The 16061-nt window shown below is 46.1% G+C and carries 12 protein-coding genes; 6 read left to right on the top strand and 6 right to left on the bottom strand.

The annotated features are described in order from the left end of the window. Positions 1-2: 2 nt before the first annotated feature. The 4 genes from ACE1OE_RS13860 to ACE1OE_RS13875 all read right to left on the bottom strand — a co-directional run bounded on the left by ACE1OE_RS13860 (position 3) and on the right by ACE1OE_RS13875 (position 5840). Complete coding sequence (locus ACE1OE_RS13860; RefSeq protein ID WP_449211416.1) at positions 3-536, bottom strand: phosphatase PAP2 family protein; 534 nt, start codon at positions 534-536, stop codon at positions 3-5. Between the two features lie 196 nt (positions 537-732). Next, positions 733-3834 carry an efflux RND transporter permease subunit gene (locus tag ACE1OE_RS13865; RefSeq protein ID WP_449211417.1) on the bottom strand — a complete coding sequence of 1034 codons (3102 nt, stop codon included), beginning with the start codon at positions 3832-3834 and terminating at the stop codon, positions 733-735. Continuing rightward, positions 3831-5159, bottom strand: a complete 1329-nt coding sequence (locus tag ACE1OE_RS13870) for an efflux RND transporter periplasmic adaptor subunit (protein WP_449211418.1) — start codon at positions 5157-5159, stop codon at positions 3831-3833. The genes ACE1OE_RS13865 and ACE1OE_RS13870 overlap by 4 nt, the downstream gene beginning before the upstream one ends. A 30-nt stretch (positions 5160-5189) precedes the next feature. After that, a complete protein-coding gene (locus ACE1OE_RS13875; RefSeq protein WP_449211419.1) occupies positions 5190-5840 on the bottom strand; it encodes a TetR/AcrR family transcriptional regulator in 651 nt (216 codons plus the stop codon). A 387-nt stretch (positions 5841-6227) separates the two neighbouring features. On the opposite strand from ACE1OE_RS13875, the gene leuA reads away from it, so the two are divergent. The 5 genes from leuA (at position 6228) to ACE1OE_RS13900 (ending at position 12050) form a co-directional block, all read left to right on the top strand. Continuing rightward, positions 6228-7775: a 2-isopropylmalate synthase gene (gene leuA, locus ACE1OE_RS13880; protein ID WP_102469885.1), complete on the top strand. Its 1548-nt coding sequence runs from the start codon at positions 6228-6230 to the stop codon at positions 7773-7775. 81 nt (positions 7776-7856) lie between these two features. Continuing rightward, entirely contained in the window at positions 7857-8945 is a 1089-nt protein-coding gene (leuB, locus tag ACE1OE_RS13885; RefSeq protein WP_372059940.1) for a 3-isopropylmalate dehydrogenase, read from the top strand. An 81-nt stretch (positions 8946-9026) separates the two neighbouring features. Beyond that, on the top strand, positions 9027-10427 hold the full coding sequence (gene leuC / locus ACE1OE_RS13890; protein ID WP_449211420.1) for a 3-isopropylmalate dehydratase large subunit: 1401 nt from the start codon (positions 9027-9029) through the stop codon (positions 10425-10427). Positions 10428-10440: 13 nt separating this feature from the next. Continuing rightward, a complete protein-coding gene (gene leuD / locus ACE1OE_RS13895; protein ID WP_102469882.1) occupies positions 10441-11043 on the top strand; it encodes a 3-isopropylmalate dehydratase small subunit in 603 nt (200 codons plus the stop codon). Between the two features lie 227 nt (positions 11044-11270). Then, positions 11271-12050 carry a DUF547 domain-containing protein gene (locus tag ACE1OE_RS13900; RefSeq protein ID WP_449211421.1) on the top strand — a complete coding sequence of 260 codons (780 nt, stop codon included), beginning with the start codon at positions 11271-11273 and terminating at the stop codon, positions 12048-12050. Positions 12051-12138: 88 nt separating this feature from the next. Here the strand turns inward: ACE1OE_RS13900 and ACE1OE_RS13905 are convergent, their stop codons facing one another. Both ACE1OE_RS13905 and djlA read right to left on the bottom strand, forming a co-directional pair. Further along, a complete protein-coding gene (locus tag ACE1OE_RS13905; protein ID WP_372059967.1) occupies positions 12139-12684 on the bottom strand; it encodes a DUF924 family protein in 546 nt (181 codons plus the stop codon). Beyond that, positions 12681-13520, bottom strand: a complete 840-nt coding sequence (gene djlA, locus ACE1OE_RS13910; protein WP_102469959.1) for a co-chaperone DjlA — start codon at positions 13518-13520, stop codon at positions 12681-12683. Before djlA ends, ACE1OE_RS13905 begins: the two co-directional genes overlap by 4 nt. Positions 13521-13673: 153 nt before the next feature. Here djlA and lptD point away from each other — a divergent pair, with 153 nt between their 5' ends. Continuing rightward, positions 13674-15995 (top strand): LPS assembly protein LptD, encoded by a 2322-nt coding sequence (gene lptD, locus ACE1OE_RS13915; RefSeq protein WP_449211422.1) that lies wholly within the window; start codon positions 13674-13676, stop codon positions 15993-15995. Positions 15996-16061: the final 66 nt, after the last annotated feature.

Raw genomic sequence — 16061 nt, forward strand, 5'->3', positions numbered from 1 at the left:
CCCTACACCATCGATCCTACAAAATTTATCGCATACGTCGCACACGAAATACCAAGTAGCGCACCAATCACAATATCTGTTAGAAAATGCACCCCAAGAAGCACACGAGAAAATCCGATCAGCATCGCCCATACGATTGAGAATAAATGCAGCTCAGGATAAAAATGACCGATGACGGTCGCCATCAAAAACGCTGCTGCGGTATGACCGGACGGCAGGCTATAGCGATCTGAGGGAGTAATGAAAGGCTGCACGAATTGCGAAAGCTCTTGAGGACGTCGACGCTTAAAACCATTTTTTGCCAAAAAATAAATGGGCAATTCGATGGCAAAAGCAAGTAAGCCCGCAGCAAGAAAAGCCCCGCCAACCCTATCGTCAAACAACCAAATGAGCACGCCTAAGCACGCATATAGAGGGCCATCTCCACTTCTCGATATCAGGCGACTCAGCTTCGCTACTTGGGCATTAAATCGATGATCCAAACAAAATAATGAAAATGCCAGATCGAAACGAGCAATCGGTTCAATAGTGCGCATGACCTACTCCTTGTCATTGATAATCTCGTATGATCAAAAAGTAGCCAGATTGCATGACAATTAGGTGACGAATTATTGGAGAAATGATGAAGCTTAGTGAGGTAGGTATCTACCTCACTAATTGTTGGCGAGCTTTAGATGGTACAGCCCTATGGATGGTGTTGTGGCTAAAAGCCGCATTTATTGACGCGAGTGACTAAATCTCTTCGTGTTTATGCACTAACCCCCAGTCCGCTAATATGGCGTAGGCGGATGGAATCATGAACAGTACCAATAATGTGGACGCAAAGATGCCAAACACAATCGAGATAACGAGAGGCTGAATCACCTGAGCCTGTAAGCTTGTTTCCGTCAATAAAGGAAGCAATCCTGCAGCCGTTGTCATTGACGTCAAAAATACCGCTCTAAATCGCTCACGACTGGCTTTCACGACGGAGTCATGTACCGACTCTCCTTCATCCACATGATGCCGAATATATTGCACCAACAAGATAGAATCATTGACCACGATGCCCGCCAATGAAACGAATCCCATGATACTCGGCATGCTCAGCGAGTGACCAAGCAGTAAGTGCCCCCACACCACCCCAATAAACGCCAGTGGAATAGCCAGCATGACAACAAAAGGTTCTAAATAACTGCGGAACTGGTAGCTCAAAATACAGAACACACCGAACAATCCCAATAAGAAGCCTTTACCCATTGAAGAGCCTGTTTTAGCGGTGTCTTTTGCCTCACCTTCAAAATCAAAACGTAGACCTGGGTATTTCTCTTCAAGTACTGGCGCTTCATCAACTTGGAACTGACGAATAATCTCAGAAGAGCTCGCTTTACTATTATCAATATCACCAAATACGCTGACGGTTCTTAGGCCATCGATACGCTGGATCCTGACATAGTTACGTTGAAAATCCATGGTAGCAACCGCGCCAAGTGGCAGCTGAGATCCATCAGCGAGCATAATAGGAAAGTTTGCCAGTTGTTGAATATCAGCAATGTCTTCTTTGTTTAACTTGACCTCAATCTTGATATTTTCGACACCCAACTGTATCTCATCTGCTGTCTGCCCAAAGAAAGCGCCTCTTAACTGATTGGCGATCAGCTGGCCATCTACACCATATGTCTCCGCGCCTGGTCGTAGCTTGACTAGGATCTCTTCTTTACCTAATCGCATATCATCGAGCACGCCCGTTACGCCATCAAACTCGTTTAGATATTGTTGGATGTCTATCGATGCGGCTTTAAGCTGTTCAAGATCGTCATGTTTAATGCGAATCTCTATCGCGCGGCCACCAGGGCCCATCGTCGGCTGCTTAAAAACCAATGAAATAGGATCAGCCATCTCACCCACATCGTCTCGCCAAGCATCAACAAAATCATCAATTAAGGTGTTACGTTCTTCTGCACCGAGCAGATCGAGCCTCACGGTAGCAAGGTGAGGGCCAGATTCATTGGCATCCTGATTGGTGTTGAACTGGCTGGTGATCTGCTCGACTAGCGTTCGACCCCCTTCAACATCCTCACTCCACTCAACGTTAAGTTTTTTCGCCGAGGCGACAACGTGATCCACGACTCGCTCGGTTTGAGATAGGGATGAGCCAGGAGGCAATATAATCCTCACTTCAGCCGTATCGCCATCCAATTCAGGAAACGGGACAAACTTCACCGCGCCTCCAGCAATCAATGCGACCGAAACGAGCAGTAGCGACAAGACGCCCCCCATGAAGGCATAACGATGCGACACAACACGGTCAACAGCATTAACAAGGGTGGTATTTCTAAAATTTTCAAAGCGCTCAAGTAAGACTCGCTTGAACTTAATCGGTGGTTTTTCTTTTTTCTGTTTATGCAGTGAATGAGAAAGGTGGCTCGGCAAGATCAAGAACGCCTCAATTAAACTCAATGACAATACGAGAATAAGCACCTGCGGGACAGCTTTAAGCACCGCTCCCATTTCACCATCTAAAAACAACAAGCTACCAAAGATACAGACGGTCGTTAAGAAAGACGAAATGACCCCCGGCAATACCTTTTGTACTCCGTTTATCACAGCATCATCAATCTTCTGCCCTCGATCAAGGTGCGAGGCGATCGACTCGGCAATCACAATCGCGTCATCCATCATGATCCCAATCGCCATCAACAGCCCGACCAGGGACATGATATTGATCGACAACCCTAAATTGGCCATTAAAAATAGCCCACCTAAGAAGGCAACAGGCAGGCCGGCAGCCACCCAAAACGAATAACGAAAACTAAAGAACAACCACATGGTGGCAAACACAAGAACAATCCCTTGCCAGCCATTTTTCAGCATCATGGTCAGACGATCCCACAATACAGACGAGAGGTCGTTGGTCATTTCCAATGTCACGCCATCTGGAGCGATGGCACGCTGATCATCGACAAATCGAACCACATCTTCTTTGATCCGCAGTGCATCGTCTTCTTTATTTTTACTGATTTTTAGTACGGCTGAGGGCTTGTCATTGAACAGTACTTTTTGTTCATCCAACTCAAACCTATCGGTGATCGTTGCCACGTCATTAAGGCGGATTAATGCCCCAGATGAGCTAGCGCCAATGACCATAGACTCCAATTCTTGTGGTGTTACTCGGCGTTCATCGAATCGAATCAAGAAGTTTTTATCCGGCGTTTCGACGTTACCACTGGGTAGTTTTACATTCTGTTTGCCAATTTTAGAGGCAATATCGTTCACGCTAAGCCCAAGTTGACGCATAACTTGCGTGTCGAGTTCCACTCGATATTGGTGATCAGAGAAACCACTCACCTCCACAAGTGAGACGTCATAGTCCAACTTTAAGGTACGTTTGAGCTGTTCGGCATACGCTTTCAGTTCTGGCCAACCGGTATCCGCGGTAATAGCAATGTCGACAACAGGCTCGTTCCAATCTAACTCTTGGACCACTGGTGACTCTATCTCATCAGGGAAGTCGTTAATGGAATTAATCTGAGTCTGAACATCCACCAGCATGCGGCCAATATCGGCTTTTTCAGAGAGTTTGAGGGTTAAGCGAGCTGAACCTTCAATCGCCTCACATTTCGTTTCTTCAATATTCGCTAGGCCATCGACGGCGTCTTCCATTCGAATACACAGGCTTTCTTCCACTTCCTGTGGGGAAGCCCCAGGATAAGTAATCGCCGCCATGATGTATGGTGGGCTAAATTCTGGAAAGGTTTCTCGTTTTATCGTCGAGAGCGACGAAACGCCGAGAATAACCAAGGCAAGCATCAATAAATTGGCCGCCGTGGGGTGTTTGGAGAAAAAACGAATCATGACTCGTCACCTTCTTCACTCATGCCATCTTTGGCTACGCTGATATCTCGTAACAGCATTCCTTCTATCGCAGGCAGCAAATCATTCAATACCAGTTTGTCCCCTTGTTGAAATTCCCCCCGAACCGCTACTTGATTGTCTCGGCGGTACTCAACAACGACCGGTTTAATCTGCAATGTGTTATCCACGCTCATCAAATACACTTTATCACCATGCAAGGCACGCTCTGGAATCAACCAAGCCTGCTGAGGTTGACCTTCAATCTTTGCTTTAACAAACATTCCGTTCACCAACAATGGCGTATCAGATAGACCGTTACCTGTCGTAGACTGCGCGATCTCCAAAATCACACCCGCTGTCGCTTGATTGGGATCCACGGTCTCACTCACACGCACAACCTTCGCTGGCCAAGACGATTGCAAGCTACCGCTACTCAACTCTATCGACGCACTAAGGGCTTGCAATTCGTTGTTGCTACCACTATTGCGTGCTGAACTGTTCAGCGTGTCTGCAATAAGCTGTAAATCATGAATCGAAAGCTGAGCCTCCACCTCCATCATTTCGGTACCATGCGCTGTTACCATGGCCTGCTGTAGGTTTACTACTTGGTTAATTTCCGCATCAACCTCCGCGATACGCAAAGTTTCTGGCAGATAGATAATGGTTTTAGCTAATAAGCGTTGAGCTTCTTGCTCTTTGGCCTTATTGACGTTCACCACTGCCAACGCGACATCTCTTTCATCAGGGAGCAGCGCCATTTGGTTCTCAAGTTCTTGAACCAACTTTTGCTGTGACAGCATGTTCTGCTTTTGCGTATCCACATCAGACTGTGACGACAAACCTCGTTTATTGAGGTCGGCGCGGCGTTGGTACTCACTTCGCGCCAGCTTCAAGCGATTAAGTTCAATGGTAAGGGTTTGCTTTAAATTAATTTCTTCTTGATCAATGCGAGCCAGCTGTGTCTCGCTCGATTTAAGATCAGCAATCGCTTGGGAGACCTTAAGTTCGTAATCGAGGGGGTCGATTCGAAGCACTTCTGTCCCCGCGCTCACAATATTCCCTTTCTCTAAATTAGGGTGCTTATACACGACCTCCCCAGAAACCTCGGAGATCGCTTTCCACTCAAGTTTTGGGGTAACACGACCGAAACCAACAGCAAGGGGGGCGGAAAATTGTGGCTGCATGGTTAGAGTTTCGACCACTCGAGCACGATCTCCAGCAGGCTTAGTCGGAATATCTGGTCGTAAATTAATGGCGGCGATTAGCGCAACAACACCCACAGCGAGTGCAGGAAAAAACAGCAGTTTCTTGTTTATATTTTTCATAGATTTAATCTTTATCATTCTGATTTATATTTAATTATCGCGCAGTAAACCACGCGTCAGGAGCTGGATATTGTGCTCAAGTAATTCATCGAGAAAAGACTCGGTTAATTCAATACCATGCAATTGCAACATGGCGGGAGGTGCCATAAAAGGAAACACCATCAAAGCAATAAGTGAGAGCTTACATAACTTAGGGTCAAGACCTTCACGAAGGTACCCTGCAGCCTGTAATCTGCCGAACATCATGTCATGATCAGGACGGCCAAGATCAGAAAATACTTTCTCAAACAATCGCCGTTGCGTCGTCGATGGCGGCATGTGCATAACCTGAGACATCAACCTAGGGAATTGAGGAACCTTGTTCATTTCGTGATAATAGATTCGCATGAACTCAAATACGTTTTTATGATCATCTCGCTCAAAAATATCATTCATTTTTTGCTTGATCGGTCGCACGGTTTCACGAATCATGTTTTCAAACAGGCCTTCTTTATTGCCAAAATAATACCGGATCATAGCAATATTGACCCCCGCTCGTTGAGCAATGAGACGAGTCGATACCTTGTCATAGGGCATAACGACAAAAAGGTCGCGCGCATGAGTCAACAGTTTATCTCTCGTGTCTGTTTGTTGTTTCGGTCGCCCAACCTTTCTTTTGATCGAGGATTCATCATCATGCATTGCTTATCTCACTTATTAATCATCGATTAATTATAGAATGAATTGGCAGCATAAGATGAGCCTTTAAATTCATCATTATTTAATCAAATGATTAATTAATGATTTTCACACAAACTCCTCCGATAACCATAAAAATATCAGGAAAGACTTGACGGGAAAGTGTGAGTGCGGTACTAATTTGTTAACCAAATTTTGTGGAATGCATAACAATGACATTACGTTTTTCTCTCCTGCTGAGCCTCCTCCTTATCGTGAACAAAACGCGCGGGTAGCCAGTGTCTGAAAAACACCACTAAGAATTTTCTTAAAGCCCGCATCGAGATGCGGGCTTTTTTATATCAATCGAACAGGACGTAAACGATTAACCTGTACAGAGAGGAAGCAAATATGAATGACCAGGTAATTATCTTTGACACCACGTTGCGTGACGGCGAACAAGCACTTTCAGCAAGCTTGACAGTAAAAGAAAAACTGCAAATCGCTTTCGCTCTCGAACGTTTAGGTGTCGATGTTATCGAGGCAGGCTTCCCAATTTCATCGCCAGGTGATTTTGAGTCTGTACAGACCATCGCGAAACACATCAAAAACAGTCGCATTTGCGCGCTATCACGAGCGGTAGCCAAAGACATTGATGCTGCAGCAGAGGCACTAAAAGTTGCTGACGCCTTCCGTATTCACACGTTTATCTCTACGTCTACTGTACATGTACAAGACAAGCTGCGCCGCAGCTATGATGATGTGGTTGAAATGGCGGTACAAGCCGTAAAGCATGCACGTAACTACACCGATGACGTTGAGTTTTCTTGTGAAGATGCGGGTCGTACCCCTATCGACAACCTATGTCGCATGGTTGAAGCTGCCATCAATGCCGGCGCTAAAACGATTAATATTCCAGACACGGTTGGCTACACCGTACCGAATGAGTTTGGCGGCATTATCCAAACCCTATTTAATCGCGTGCCAAACATCGATAAAGCCATCATTTCTGTGCACTGCCACGATGATTTAGGAATGTCCGTTGCTAACTCCATTGCCGCCGTTCAGGCAGGAGCACGTCAAATTGAGGGCACCATCAATGGCATAGGCGAACGCGCGGGTAACTGCTCTCTTGAAGAAGTTGCAATGATCATCAAAACGCGCCAAGAATTACTAGGTGTACATACTGGACTTAATCATCAAGAGCTTCACCGTACCAGTAAGCTAGTAAGCCAATTGTGTAATATGCCTATTCAAGACAACAAAGCGATTGTCGGTGCAAACGCATTTAGCCACTCTTCTGGCATCCACCAAGATGGTATGTTGAAGAACAAAAACACCTACGAGATCATGACACCTGAGTCTATTGGTCTTAAAAACAAAGCGCTAAACCTAACCAGTCGCAGCGGTCGCGCAGCGGTTAAAAGTCACATGGATTCAATGGGCTACAACCCAGAAGAATACAACTTAGACGCTTTATATGCTGATTTCTTGAAACTTGCAGACCGTAAGGGCCAGGTCTTTGATTATGACTTAGAAGCCCTAATGCACTTTTCTAATCTGCGCGAAGAAGATGATTTCTATAAACTGAACTATCTAAGCGTGCAATCTGGTAGCGTGATGGCAACCACCAGCATCAAGATCCAGTGTGGCGAAGAAGAGCAATGTGAAGCTGCTGTGGGCAATGGTCCGGTTGACGCTCTTTACCAATGCATTTACCGTGTAACTGGATACGATATTGTTCTAGACAAATTTGATTTGACGGCAAAAGGTGAAGGCGAGGATGGCTTAGGTCAAGCTGACATCATTGCGAATTACAAGGGTCGAAAATACCACGGAACCGGTGTATCAACCGATATTGTAGAGGCATCAGGCCAAGCCTTACTGCACGTTATCAACAGTATCCACCGTGCGAACCAAGTAGAAGAAATCAAACAGAAAAAGGTAGAGACCGTGTAATTATTAGGCGCTCTATAGAAAACACAACATATTGAAAATAAATAATTTATAGCAATTACAAACCGTAAGGAACAGGACACCATGGCAGGCACATATAAGATTGCAGTATTACCAGGCGACGGCATTGGACCAGAAGTAATGGCTCAAGCACATAAAGTATTGGATGCAATTGAAGCAAAGCACAGCATTACGTTTGAATGCGAAGAATTTGATGTTGGCGGTATCGCGATTGATAACCATGGCTGTCCGCTTCCCGAAGACACCGTTAAAGGCTGTGAAAACTCGAACGCGATCTTGTTTGGTTCGGTCGGCGGTCCTAAGTGGGAGCACCTAGCACCAAACGATCAACCAGAGCGTGGTGCTTTACTTCCCTTACGTAAGCACTTCCAACTTTTCTGCAACTTGCGCCCTGCAAAGATCCATGCTGGATTAGAGGACTTTTCACCGCTACGTGCTGACATTTCAGCAAATGGTTTTGATATTGTTGTCGTACGCGAGCTAACGGGTGGCATCTACTTTGGTCAACCTAAAGGTCGTGAAGGAGAAGGTCCAACGGAAAAAGCGTTTGATACTGAGGTATACCACCGCTATGAAATCGAACGTATTGCCAAGATTGCGTTTGAGTCAGCCCGTCTGCGCAATAAAAATGTCTACTCCATCGATAAAGCTAACGTGCTGCAAAGCTCTATTTTATGGCGTGAGGTCGTGGAAGAAGTCGCTAAAGATTACCCCGACGTAAAACTCAACCATATGTACATCGACAATGCCACGATGCAGTTGATTAAAGACCCGTCACAATTCGATATCATGCTTTGTTCAAATATCTTTGGTGACATTATCTCAGATGAGTGCGCCATGATTACCGGTTCAATGGGCATGTTGCCATCAGCAAGCCTAAATGAAAGTCAATTTGGTCTGTATGAACCCGCTGGCGGTTCGGCGCCGGACATCGCAGGCAAAAACATTGCGAATCCTGTCGCACAAATTTTATCCGCCGCCTTGATGCTTCGTTATAGCCTAGGGGAAGAAGCGGCCGCTCAAGATATCGAAGCAGCAGTAAGCAAAGCACTTTCAGCAGGCGAGCTAACAGCGGATTTATCAGGTGATAAGCCAGCGTTGAGCACCTCTGAAATGGGTGACAAGATCGCCAGCTATATTACCAATGCATAAGTAACGACCTGACACATAATAAGAATACCCTGCTTGCGCTAAGCCATTATTAGCGCAAGACCAACAGCAAGGAATTGAGCAATGTCGAAAACACTTTACGAAAAAGTCTACGATGCGCACATCGCCGTAGAAGCCGAAGGTGAAAACCCAATCCTTTATATCGATCGCCATTTGGTGCACGAAGTGACCTCACCACAAGCCTTTGATGGGTTGCGTGAAAAAGGCCGTCAAGTTCGTCAAGTCGGTAAGACTTTTGCGACCATGGATCACAACGTCTCGACGACAACCAAGAACATTAACGCCTCAGGTGAGATGGCTCGAATCCAGATGGAAACGCTCTCTAAAAACTGTGAGGAGTTTGGGGTCACTCTGTATGACCTAAACCACAAATACCAAGGCATTGTGCATGTTATGGGGCCTGAGCTTGGCATTACCCTACCCGCAATGACCATTGTTTGTGGCGACTCGCACACTGCAACACATGGCGCTTTTGGTTCCCTTGCGTTCGGTATTGGTACCTCTGAGGTTGAACACGTACTGGCAACACAAACCCTAAAACAATCTCGTGCTAAGACAATGAAGATTGAAGTTAAAGGTAAGGTTGCACCCGGCGTGACGGCAAAAGACATCGTCTTGGCCATCATTGGCAAAACGACAGCAGCGGGTGGCACTGGCTACGTTGTAGAATTCTGTGGTGAAGCGATTACCGACCTTTCAATGGAAGGCCGTATGACTGTGTGTAATATGGCAATTGAACTCGGCGCCAAAGCCGGTCTTATTGCGCCTGACGAGACGACGCTAAACTACATCAAAGGCCGTAAATTTGCCCCACAAGGCGCAGATTGGGACGCGGCAGTCGAGTACTGGAATACGTTTAAAACCGACGACGATGCGACATTCGATGCCGTGGTCACCCTAAACGGTGCCGATATCAAACCGCAAGTAACTTGGGGCACCAACCCGGGTCAAGTGATCGCCGTTGACCAACCTATCCCTGATCCTAATCATTTTGCGGATCCAGTTGAAAAAATTTCCGCAGAAAAAGCACTCGCCTATATGGGCCTAGAAGCCGGTAAGTCATTGACCGATTACAACGTCGATAAGGTCTTTGTCGGTTCATGTACTAACTCTCGTATCGAAGATATGCGTGCCGCTGCTGCGATAGCTAAGGGACGTAGTGTCGCCTCTCATGTTCAAGCACTGATTGTACCGGGTTCGGAACAGGTAAAAGCACAAGCAGAAGCAGAAGGCTTAGATGTCATCTTTAAAGAAGCTGGCTTTGAATGGCGCTTACCAGGATGTTCCATGTGTTTAGCGATGAACAACGACCGTCTAGGTCCTCAAGAGCGCTGCGCCTCAACCAGTAACCGCAACTTTGAAGGCCGACAAGGCCGAGATGGTCGTACGCACCTAGTTAGCCCGGCAATGGCTGCTGCCGCTGCGATTGCTGGTCATTTTGTTGATATCAGAGAATTGGACTAATAAGGAATTACACATGACAGGTTTTAAACAGCACACCGGATTAGTCGTCCCTTTGGATATCGCGAATATTGATACCGATGCGATCATTCCGAAGCAATTTCTACAAAAAGTGACACGTACTGGGTTTGGCCAGCATCTCTTCAACGACTGGCGCTTCCTCGATAATGCAGGTCAGCAACCAAACCCTGAATTCATCATGAATGCGCCTCGCTACCAAGGTGCGAGTATTTTACTTGCACGCGAAAACTTTGGCTGTGGTTCATCTCGAGAGCATGCACCATGGGCGCTGGCCGATTATGGTATTCAAGTCATGATAGCCCCAAGTTTTGCCGATATTTTTTATGGCAACTCGATCAACAATCAAATGATCCCTGTTCGCCTGACGGAACAAGAGGTGGATGAGTTATTCACTTTTGTTGCCAACAATGAGGGTGCAGAGATCACCGTTGATCTTGAGTCTATGACGGTTAAAGCGGACGGCAAAGTATACCAATTCGAGATTGACGAGTTCCGTCGTCACTGCCTACTCAACGGCCTTGATAATATTGGCTTAACCCTTCAACACGCTGATAAAATAGCGGCGTACGAAGCTCAGATCCCGAGTTTTTTGAAGTAATTTATCAGCCATTAACCGCTTATTATCCCGGCCCTTATGCCGGGATTTTTTATACGAATAAAAACGCGACCATCACATTACCCTTTCAGCGTCTAAACTCCTCTCTGTACGACTAAAAATATCAACGTGACTCCATTTAATTTGAGTGCTTTTTTTGCTTACATTGAAAGAAAATCGCTTTAAATTGGGTCTTTTAAAATATCGCTCTCAATACGGACATGCTGACTATGACTCGACTGTTATCGCTTCTTATTCTTTTCCTTGCCACTAATGTGATCGCCGCACCCAAGTCCGAACTTTGGGCATTCTGGAATGTCAGTAATGAAGCCAATAGCCAGGTGGTTTCTCATCAACAATGGCAAACGTTTTTGGACCGTTATCTCGTTAGCGAGGGCGACAATACACTGCTGCGTTACGTTCGAGTGTCTTCCAATGACAAGCAAAATCTCAAGCAATACATTGCACAATTAGCGGAAATGGATCCCAAGCAGTTAAACAAAGCCGAGCAATACGCGTACTGGGTGAATTTATATAACGCGATTACCGTTGACCTTATCCTTGATAATTATCCAACCAAATCGATTACCAAGCTCGGTGGACTGTTTAGCTTTGGACCATGGGGAGATGATGTCGTCACCATCTCAGGTAAGGCACTCACGCTAAATGATATTGAGCATCGAATCCTTCGCCCAATATGGAATGACCCACGCACGCATTACGCGGTGAATTGTGCCAGTCTCGGTTGCCCCAACCTTCAACCACAAGCGTTTACCTCTATGAATACGAATGTACTCCTCGAACAAGCGGCAACACAATTTATCAACAGCGACAAAGGCGTCAACCTACAATCAAGCAAGGCGACGCTCTCTTCTATTTATGAATGGTTTGTGAGTGACTTTGCCGCTGATGGTGGTGTAAACGCGCACATCAGTCAGTATCGCCCGGAGTTTGAAACTTATAAAGGAAAGGTTGATTACGACTATAATTGGGATCTCAATGCTAAATAGCCTCATCCCACACCGTACGGAGCAGGCAGCACAAAGCGGATAGACTCAATATCGCATCTTAGCGCTGCCGTTTTAGTAAGCGGATGGATTAAAAGCTTGATCCCGGTTGTGTCAAAAACGCCCGTTCTTCCGAGGTCGACTCCCGTCCCAAGATCTCATTACGGTGCGGGTAACGACCAAACTGTTCAATAATCGCTTTGTGGCGCAATTCAAAATCGAGAGTAGATTCTACGCCATTGTCGGTAAACAGTCGTACCGCATGCTCGTGAATCTTTAACGACTCACTGTGCATGAAGGGCATGTAAAGAAAAGTACGTTCGTTGGCGGGAAGATCTTTATCTAACCCTAACGCAATGCACTCTTGAGCAAGCACCAACGCGACCGTGTCAGAAGAAAAAGCCCCCGGCTTCCCTCGATACAAGTTTCGAGAGAATTGATCCAAAACAATGACCTCTGCCAAACGGCCTTGGGCGTTGGTGCGCCATGATTGCAGCCCGCCCGCTGCCGCTATGGTATGAGTGTGGCTAAATCGATCCGCGATCAAACTATCAATCTCGCTCGCTCCCGAAAACCAATCACTTGCACTAAGCTCTTCAAACCAAAACGATAATACATCCTTGTATTCCATCATTATTTAAATCCTTTCGCTTTCTTTATTAAGTCATAGGCCGTTTGAATTTCTTGCGATTTTTCTTTTGCCACATTCATCATTTCTGGTGGCAAGCCTTTCGCCATAAGCTTATCGGGGTGATGTTCATTCATTAGCTTGCGGTGGGCACGTTTTAACGTTTTCGCATCCGCCGATTCGTCTACGCCAAGTACATTATAGGCATCAGAAAGCTGAGAAGCACTGCTCGCTTGTTGCCAACCGCCGGATTGACCGCCTTGATATTGGCCGCCCCCTTGTTGGAAACGAAATGCCGCCTCTTGCATGCGCAGTCGTTGTTCCAGTTGCTCAGCAGAAAAACCTAATCCTTTTGCAATTCGATGCAGTACATCTCGTTCGCTCGGATGAATACTGCCATCAGCAAACGCGGCTGATATCTGCAGCTCTAAAAAGAACTGCAATAAATCATGGCGACCGCCAGACGAGATCCTGACCTTGTCAAGAATACGGTCGAGAGGAAAGTCGGCTTCTTTACCTTCTCTAAAGGCATTCTGAGCTTGTTTTTTTTGCTCACTATTAAGGTTCATGCGATCCATCATGATGGTCGCAAGCTGAATCTCCTCGGCCGTAACCTGGCCTTTAGCTTTAGCAACATGCCCCATGACGGAGTACGCCGAATTCAGAAACTCTTGTTGGCGCTCTTCTTGGTTGACACCGCCAAAGCCCCCGCGATTAAACCCGCCACGGTTGATTCGCCTGGCTTTATCAAACTGATGCCCCAGAAACAATCCAAACAAAGCACCCAGTGCTCCGCCGAACAGCATGCCAAAGAATACACCTAAAATTTTTCCAATCATTTGTATTATGTGCTCTCTATCTATGAATTTTTGCGTTGATTCGCAGTCTACTAGTGTCTGTAAGGTCAATTTCCTTTATGATAGGAACCGTCTTATATACGATTCAATATCAATCGAATTCAATAGAATGAATCAAGTTAAACAGGATAGTACAACTCGATGTCACGTTATTCACGCTCATATCTAGCGGCCTCTATTGCTGCTGCGCTGCTCGCGTCTTACGCACACGCCGAAGATACATCGACAAATAAAGGGCAAAGTATGCCACCAACAGACCAGTGCTCTGTTGATACTGCCCAAAGTTCCGACTCCAATCAAGAGCCAATCAACATTGAAGCAAACTCATTAGAGGCGATCAATGGCAAACGTGCGACCTATAAAGGTGACGTTGTGGTGGTTCAGGGCAATAAAACCATTACTGCCGACAGCGTAACGCTGCATCAGGATGAAAATATCGTCGTGGCGGAAGGAAACGTCACCTTAGAAGACGGGCAACTAAAAACCGTCTCCGATAAAATCACCAACAATCTCAACAAAGATGAAATCACAGCTGAAAATAGCACCTATAAAATGCTATGTGGCGGCGGCCGTGGTGAAGCAGTCTATGTCTCTAAAACGGGCAAATCGATGTATCAAATCGAGGACGGCTCAATTACTACCTGTCCAGAGGATGACAATTCTTGGCGATTTCTTGCTGACGATATAAAAGTCGACCAAGAAGCTGAGGTCGCAACCCTATACGGCAGCCGTGTAGAAGTGAAGGATGTCCCTATTTTCTATATGCCTTATATGAGCATGCCAATTAGTGGTAAAAGAAAGACTGGCGTCTTGTTCCCATCATTATCTTTGGGGTCAAAAAACGGTCTTGAATTACAGGTTCCGGTCTATTGGAATCTTGCGCCAAACTATGATCTACTGACCACATTCCACTACATGCAGACACGTGGACTTCAGCTAAAAGGTAACCTTCGCTATCTCACCGGAACCAGTAATGGAACACTGGATGCCGAATATTTAGCGAACGATGACAAATATCCTGAATATGGCGATCGCTGGGCTGTCCAGTATAAAAATAGCAGTCGCTTTGGTGACAACTGGAAGCTAGACCTTGACTACTCTCAAGTTAGTGACAACGACTACTTTCAAGACTTAGATTCCAGTGTGGGCAGCCGCTCTGAAGGGCAGCTCTCTCAAAGAGGTAGTCTCGGTTATCGCGATAAGTATTGGGACGCGGCGCTCACCGTGCAAGATTTCCAGATTCTGGTTGACGACACCAAGCCTTACCAGTTGATGCCTCAATTCGAATTTAACTACTATCGTCCCGATATTTACAGCACCGTCAACTTTGACATGATAAGCCATATTTCTAGGTTTGAGACAGACGATGAAGATAAACCGTCTGCAACACGTGTGCATGTGGAGCCTGGCTTCACGCTGCCTTTATCAAACACCTGGGGCACATGGACCACAGAAGCGCGTTACCTGCTGACTCATTATCAACAAGACCTAGAGGGTCGAGACCCAACTGTTGTCGCCGACTTAGACGAAACGGTCACGCGGTCGCTTCCTGAATTTAGAACTCATGCAGGGGTGGTGCTCGAGCGTGATACGGCCTTTATAAAAGGCTATACACAAACCCTGGAACCACAAATTCAGTACCTGTATGTGCCAGAGGTTGATCAAAGTAACATCTACAACTACGATACCACCTTGCTTCAAACCGATTACTACGGCCTGTTCCGTAGCCGCCGATACAGTGGTGTCGATAAGATTGCTGCGGCCAATCAGATCAGCTACGGTGCAACATCGCGTTTTTATGATGATGGACAAAAAGAACGCCTTGCTATCTCATTTGGTCAAATTTATTACCTAGACGTGGCTAATAAAAACCCAAACACCTCTAATGATGATGCCAACTCGAACTACTCATCGTGGGCGGTAGAAACAGACTTTATCTACAATGACCGCATCTCCTACCATGGAGGCGTTCAATACGATATCGACTCTTCAGCCGTGTCTCTCGCCAATAGTGCGATTGAATACCGCATTCAAGATGACTTTATTCAAGCGAACTACCGTTATGTCACCAAAGAATACATCGAGAGTGTTAATAGCTATACCACGGATGAACTTGATAAACTGACAAGAAGCGGCATTAACCAAGTTGGCCTGATGGGCGGCTATCAAGTGAATAAAAACTGGATAGCAACCGGACAGTATTACTACGACATGACCGAAAAAGTGTCCGTCGAATGGCTAGCGAAGCTTGAATATCACTCCGACTGTTGGTATCTCGGTGTAGACTACAGCCGACAATTAAGAAGTTGGGAGTCCGGCATTGTTGGTATCGGCGCTGCAAACTTCGAAGACAATGTTCGCTTGAGCTTTGGTATTACCGGACTTGGCGGCAGTTCAAAAGCACCAGAGCCACCTAACGGTAACGCCCTGAAGTATGGTCGACCATTTATTCTAAATGACTAAGCCTCACTCACGAGGATCACGTAACAAAGTCATACTAGGAACTTTATACGCTTCATCGACTCTTAG

Source organism: Vibrio sp. E150_011 (genome assembly GCF_053544015.1).